The following is a 6,060-nucleotide window of genomic DNA, read 5'->3' as shown; positions in this document are numbered from 1 at the left end:
CGTCCGCCGTGGCCGTCCCGGCTGTCCCGGCTGTCCCGGCCGCCGTGGCCGTCCCGGCTGTCCCGGCTGTCCCGGCCGCCGTGGCCGTCCCGGCTGTCCCGGCTGTCCCGGCCGCCGTGGCCGTCCCGGCTGTCGCCGCTGTCCCGGCCGCCCCGGCCGCCGAGGCTACCGCGGCTGTCGCCGCTGTCCCGGCTGTCCCGGTCTGCGTGGGTGCTGTCGTCGTTCCAGGCGGCGGCGTGCCACTCGCCGTTCCAACCGCGGCCGTGCCAGTCACCGCCCCAGCTGTGCTGGTGTGGCCGGTCGCCCGGCTCGTCGGACCAACCCGGCTCGTTCCAGCCCTGGCCGGTCCAGCCCTGGCCGTTCCGGCCCTGCGCGGTCCAGCCTTGTCCGGGCCAGCCCTGGCCCTGTCCGGTCCAACTCGGGCCGGTCCAGCTCTGGCCGGTCCAGCGTTGGCGCCTGCCGCGGCGTGGGCGGTCCTGGCCGGGGGAGCTCATGAACGGTCCTGCTGGTCGGTGCCGTCGTCCTCCTCGGCGAGGATGCCGTAGAGCTTGCGGCGCAGGTCGGCGACCGCCTCGCGGGCCTTCGCCTGCTGCTCCGGCGTACCGCTCGCCAGGATCTGCCACATCGCCGTGGCGACCTGCCCGAACAGCGGCTTGAACCCGTTCTCGTCGTCACCCGACGGAGCGCTCATCGCCTCCCAGGGCGCGGACACCTCGTCCTGGTGCTCGGCGACGTACGTGCGGCCCTCGTCGGTCAGCCGGAACGTGCGCCGCCCGACCTCCGCGTCCGCCGTCACGAGTCCCTCGTCCTCGAGCTGCTGCAGCGTCGGGTAGATCGAGCCCGGGCTGGGTTTCCACACCCCGCCGCTGCGCTCGGCGATCTCCTGGATGATGCCGTAGCCGTTCATCGGCTGCTCCGCGAGCACGGCGAGGATCGCGGCCCGGACGTCGCCGCGCCGCGCCTTCGGCCCCCGCCAGCGCGGCGGCGGACCCCACGGCGGACCGAACATCTGCCCGCCGCCACCGAACATGCCCCACGGCGGCCCGAAGTTCTGCTGCTGCCCGCTGTGCCCGCGATGCCCGCTCATCGCCGCGCGCAACTCGTCCCTGATGTCGTCGAAGGTTGAACAGTGCCGCGCGAACTGCGCCCAAGGCCAGCCCGCGGCGTACGCCGATCCGGTCATCTGGACCACCCGTCCCTCACGAAAAGTGATTGCGATAGTTCGACGATATATCGCGAACCATCGCAACCCAAGGGACTCACGCGTTGAACTTGAGGTCCTTCACGGCCGCGGTCAGGACGACGGAGTTGTCGACGACGGAGATGCCGGTGAGCTGCGCGCCGAACGGCAGTTCGGGCAGCGTGACGCCCTGCGCCAGCTGGTTCTGCACGGCCTCGCGGACGTACGACGGGATCGAGTCGGACAGCTCGCCGAGTCCGAGCATGACCTTGCCCTGCTGGACCTGCGGAAGGATCGGCACGTCGAAGGCGATCCCGCGGATCGATGCCTTCGCGTGCAGCTTCCCGTCCACGACGACGAACGACAGGCCCTCGAGCCCGGTGCTCTTGACGGCGAGCCGGGCCAGCTCGCGCGGCGACAGTTGCAGCCGCAGGTCGGTCGCCGCGACGGTCACCGCACCGGACTGCTGGGTGAGCAGCGACCGCGGCACGTGCACGTCCTGCAGCTCGACCTTCAGGTCCTCGCCCGGTACTCCGGAGAACGTCGGCTTCTCCATCGTCAGCGTGACCTTGGAGAAGTCCTCCTTGACCAGCTGCGGCAGGAACCCGAACCCGCCGATCTTCACCGACGTGCCGGCCGAGCGGACGTCGTACTGCTTGGCCTCCTGCTCGGCCATCGACGCGAGCTGGTTCTCCGCCACGTACGCGGCGGCGCGATCGACGACGATCGCCAGCACCGCCAGCACCACCAACGTGACGACGAGCCGGCGGAACCACCGCCTTGGTCTCCTGGAACTCATCACTGCCCTTCTCGCGGTCGACCCCGCACAGCCTAGAACCCGGATGGTGAGACTCCTCCGGACGTCACCCGGTTCGAGCCCTTTCCGCGCGAACGTGGTCGCCGCGGGAAAAGCGATTGCCCGGAGGCGGCGGCTCACGTTGGGTGGGCGGTATGACCGAACTGCGCACCGATCGCCTCGTCCTCCGTCGATGGCGGGACTCCGACGTCGAACCGTGGGCGGCGATGAACGCCGATCCCGAGGTCCGGGAGCACCTGGGCGACCTGCTCACCCGTGAACAGAGCGCTGCCTCGGTCGCCGGGTTCCAGGCCGACTTCGACCGCCGGGGCTACGGCTGGTGGGCGGTCGAGGTGCGGGCCACGGGCGAGTTCATCGGCTTCGCCGGCCTGGACCAGGTGGATGACCACATGCCGTTCACGGGAGTGGAGATCGGCTGGCGGCTCGCACGCCAGGCCTGGGGCTACGGCTATGCCACCGAGGCCGCGCTGGCAGTGCTGTCGTACGGCTTCGACTCTCTCGAACTCCCCGAGATCCTTGCCGTGACGACTGCACTCAACCATCGTTCCCAGGCGGTGATGCGGCGGATCGGCATGACCCGCGATCCCGCCGACGACTTCGACGACCCGAGCGCGCCCGAAGGCCCGCTGCGCCCGAGCGTGCTGTACCGCATCGACCGTCGACCCGATGCGCGGAGCTAGCTAGCGCCGGAGCGCGTCGACGGATTCCCTGAGGGCGACGTCGGTCGGCGTCGGTTTGAGGCCGAAGGCAACGGTTGCCGCGGTCGAGTCGACGACGAACGGCCGCTGCCACTGGTACAGCATCTCCACCAGCTCCCGCGCGGCCGGGTCGACCAGTCCCGCGAGCCGCAGTACCACGGTCGGCATCGGCGCGACCTTCGCCGCCGGCGCACCCGCCAGCTCGGCGGCACGGCTCGCCAGTTCGCGCACCGACAGCGGCGCGGCGGTCGGTACGTGCCAGGCGCGTCCCCACGCGCTCTCGTCGCCGGTGACCGCGATCAGCAGGCGCGCGACGTCGCCGACGTACGTCCAGCTGTGCGGCGCGTCGAGATCGCCCGGCATCGTCCCGCGTTTGCCGGCGATCACCTTCGGCAACACCGTCACGCTGAACGGCGACACGGCTCCCGCGCCCAGGTAGTCGGAGCCGCGTACCTCCGCGGTCCGGATCCGCCCTGCCTGGTGGGCAGCCAGGGCGTCGGCCCAGATCCTGGCCCGCACCTGCCCCTTCACGGTGTTCGGCAGCATCGGCAGGTCTTCGGTCATCGGCCCGTCCACCGCGCCGTACCCGTAGAGATTCCCGGTGCTCACCAGCACCGCCCCCGACGCTTCGGCCGCTGCGATCAACGCCGCGCTGATCAGTGGCCATTCGGTCGTCCACCTGTCGTACGGCGGCGCCGCGCACGAGTAGATCGCCGTCGCGCCGTCGACATACTCTACGAGTCCGCTCCTGGCGTCGGCCGCGACCAGCTCCGCCCCGTCGGGTCCACTTCCCGAGCGCGAGATGACGCGGACCTGCTCGCCCCGCTCGACCAACAGCCGCGCGACCACGTTCCCTACGGCCCCGGCTCCGACGACAACGTGCACGCGCAGTCCCTCCACTCGATGGCAGGCGTCGGCAACACACTAGGGCGAGTGGTGATCCTCGTGGTTGAGAGCATGAGCCTGTCACGACGGCCGGAGGGTGGAGAAGCATGTTCCTGCTTCAGATGTCGGGTGTTCCAGGAGCGGGTAAGTCCACCGTCGCAGCCCACGTCGTCGACACCTTCGGTGCGGTGGCGATCGACTACGACGTGATCAAGACCGGTGTTCTCGACGCGGGCGTCGACCTCGCTCTCAGCGGCCCGGCGTCGTACGAGGTCATGTACGGACTGGCACGTCAGGTGCTCGGCCAAGGGCATCCCGTGGTCATGGACAGCCCGTGTTTCTGGCCGAGAATCCTGAGTGAGGGCCTGGAGATCGCCGAGGCGCAGGACGTGAGCTACCGCTACATCGAGTGCCGGCTGGATGATCTGAAGCTCCTCGACGAGCGACTCGGCCGGCGTTCGCGGCTGCGGACCCACCGTCGCGGTGTGGACCTTCCGCCGGTGGACCTCGGCGACGACCTGGAGGACGGCGAGGCGTACTTCCGCGGTGCGTCCGACCGCGTCGTACGCCCGTCGGACTACTACCTCCAGCTGGACATGAAGCGGCCTCTGTCCGACGTACTGCCCGAGGTCGACGTCTACTTGAAGAGCTGATCCGGGAGCAATCAGTCGTTTGCTTCGAAACCTGACAACGTCGTCCCCTTCTCGGGCGCCGCACCCCGCCCTACCGTGAGGCCCGTCACACTCACTCTCCAGGGAGGGGATCCGCTCGTGAGGGGAATCCGGAGAAGTCTGGTCGCGGCGACGGGGGCGACCGCCCTGATCGCCGCCGCGCTCGCGATACCGGCCACAGCCGGCGCAGGCGCTACCGCAGTCAGTGGGGGAGATACCGAGTACCTGGTCCTGCTCGAGACGGGCGCGGACCGCAACCAGGCCATCGCGGCGGTCAAGGCCGCCGGCGGTGAGGTCGTCAAGGAGAACGCGCACCTGGGCACGCTGACCGTGCGCGCGGCCGCGTCGGGGTTCGTCACCCGGGTGTCCGCGTCGAGCGCGGTCGAGGGCGCGGCCCGCAGCCGGCCGATCGGTTCGGTCCCGCAGCAGAAGCCGCGGACCGTCGAGCAGGAGAACGGCGGGACCGGCAAGGCCGCGACCGCCAAGAAGCAGGCGGTCGGGATGGATCCGCTGGACGCGCAACTGTGGGGTCTGCGGATGGTCCGCTCCGACCTGGCGCGCACGGTCCAGCCGGGCAAGAAGTCGGTGAAGGTCGGCGTGCTCGACTCGGGGATCGACGCCCGTAACCCGGACATCGCGCCGAACTTCGACTGGAAGCTGTCCCGCAACTTCGCACCGGACATCCCGGAGATCGACGGCGTCTGCGAGTTCCGCGGCTGTGTCGACCCGGTCGGCTGGGACGACAGCGGTCACGGCACGCACGTGGCCGGCACGATCGGTGCCGCGGCCAACGGCGTCGGTGTCTCCGGTGTCGCGCCGAACGTGACGCTGGTGGAGATCCGCGGCGGCCAGGACAGCGGCTTCCTGTTCCTCGGACCGGTCACGGACGCACTGACGTACGCCGGTGACGTCGGGCTGGACGTCGTCAACATGTCCTTCTACGTGGACCCGTGGCTGTACAACTGCACCGCCAACCCGGCCGACAGCCCCGAGGCACAGGCCGAGCAGCGCACCATCATCCGCGCGATGACCCGGGCGCTGAACTACGCACACAACCACGGCGTCACGCTCGTCGGTTCGCTCGGCAACAACCACGAGGACCTCGGCAAGCCGCGCACGGACATCAGCAGCCCCGACTTCCCGCTGAACACGGCGTACCCGCGGCCGATCGACAACGCGACCTGCATCGACCTGCCGGTCGAGGGCCCGCACGTGATCGGTGTGTCGGCGCTCGGTCCGTCGACGACGAAGGCCGACTACTCCAACTACGGCCTGGAGCAGATCGAGGTGTCCGCACCGGGCGGCTGGTTCCGTGACTACTTCGGCACACCGCAGTTCCGGACGAACGAGAATCTGATCCTGTCGACCTACCCGGTGAACACGCTGCAGGCCGAGGGACTGGTCGACGCCGCAGGCAACATCACGCCCGACGGTGTCGCCGCCGGCGCCCAGAAGCAGTGCCCGGCCGGCGTCACGGACTTCACGAAGTGCGGGTACTACTTCTTCCTGCAAGGCACGTCGATGGCGTCGCCGCACGCCACCGGAGTGGCCGCGCTGATCGTCAGCCAGTACGGCAAGAAGAGCCACGGTGACTTCGGGTTGAGCCCTGACAAGGTCGGCAAGATCCTGATGAACACTGCCCAGGCCCGCGCCTGCCCGAACCCGCCGCTCCAGACCTATACCAACGAGGGCCGCCCGGCCGAGTTCAACGCCCTCTGCGAAGGCACCCGCGACTTCAACGGCTTCTACGGCCACGGAATCGTCGACGCCTACGCGGCGGTCACGCGCCACTGACCCGCCCCGAAGTCA

The 6,060-nt window shown here is 70.0% G+C and carries 6 protein-coding genes and 1 pseudogene; 3 read left to right on the top strand and 4 right to left on the bottom strand.

The window, feature by feature from the left end; all coding sequences use genetic code 11:
• The 3 genes and pseudogenes from ABZW60_RS16065 to ABZW60_RS16055 all read right to left on the bottom strand — a co-directional run.
• A pseudogene (locus tag ABZW60_RS16065) lies at window positions 1-494 on the bottom strand (hypothetical protein); the annotation flags it as partial.
• The gene (locus ABZW60_RS16060) at window positions 491-1,183 is read right to left on the bottom strand and encodes a PadR family transcriptional regulator (RefSeq protein WP_355477378.1); all 693 of its coding nucleotides are present in this window, start codon (window positions 1,181-1,183) and stop codon (window positions 491-493) included. The gene ABZW60_RS16060 and the pseudogene ABZW60_RS16065, both read right to left, overlap by 4 nt.
• Before the next feature lie 76 nt (window positions 1,184-1,259).
• Window positions 1,260-1,979: a DUF2993 domain-containing protein gene (locus tag ABZW60_RS16055; RefSeq protein WP_355477377.1), complete on the bottom strand. Its 720-nt coding sequence runs from the start codon at window positions 1,977-1,979 to the stop codon at window positions 1,260-1,262.
• A gap of 152 nt (window positions 1,980-2,131) precedes the next feature.
• Here ABZW60_RS16055 and ABZW60_RS16050 point away from each other — a divergent pair, with 152 nt between their 5' ends.
• On the top strand, window positions 2,132-2,677 hold the full coding sequence (locus ABZW60_RS16050) for a GNAT family N-acetyltransferase (protein WP_355477375.1): 546 nt from the start codon (window positions 2,132-2,134) through the stop codon (window positions 2,675-2,677).
• Here ABZW60_RS16050 and ABZW60_RS16045 read toward each other — a convergent pair whose 3' ends face one another.
• A complete protein-coding gene (locus ABZW60_RS16045; protein ID WP_355477373.1) occupies window positions 2,678-3,580 on the bottom strand; it encodes an NAD-dependent epimerase/dehydratase family protein in 903 nt (300 codons plus the stop codon).
• A 107-nt stretch (window positions 3,581-3,687) separates the two neighbouring features.
• On the opposite strand from ABZW60_RS16045, the gene ABZW60_RS16040 reads away from it, so the two are divergent.
• Complete coding sequence (locus ABZW60_RS16040; protein ID WP_355477371.1) at window positions 3,688-4,233, top strand: AAA family ATPase; 546 nt, start codon at window positions 3,688-3,690, stop codon at window positions 4,231-4,233.
• Between the two features lie 117 nt (window positions 4,234-4,350).
• Window positions 4,351-6,045, top strand: a complete 1,695-nt coding sequence (locus ABZW60_RS16035) for a S8 family serine peptidase (RefSeq protein ID WP_355477369.1) — start codon at window positions 4,351-4,353, stop codon at window positions 6,043-6,045.
• Window positions 6,046-6,060: the final 15 nt, after the last annotated feature.

The organism is Kribbella sp. NPDC003557, assembly GCF_040610805.1.
Classification (GTDB): Bacteria; Actinomycetota; Actinomycetes; order Propionibacteriales; family Kribbellaceae; genus Kribbella.
This window is presented reverse-complemented; position numbering and strand designations above follow the sequence as displayed.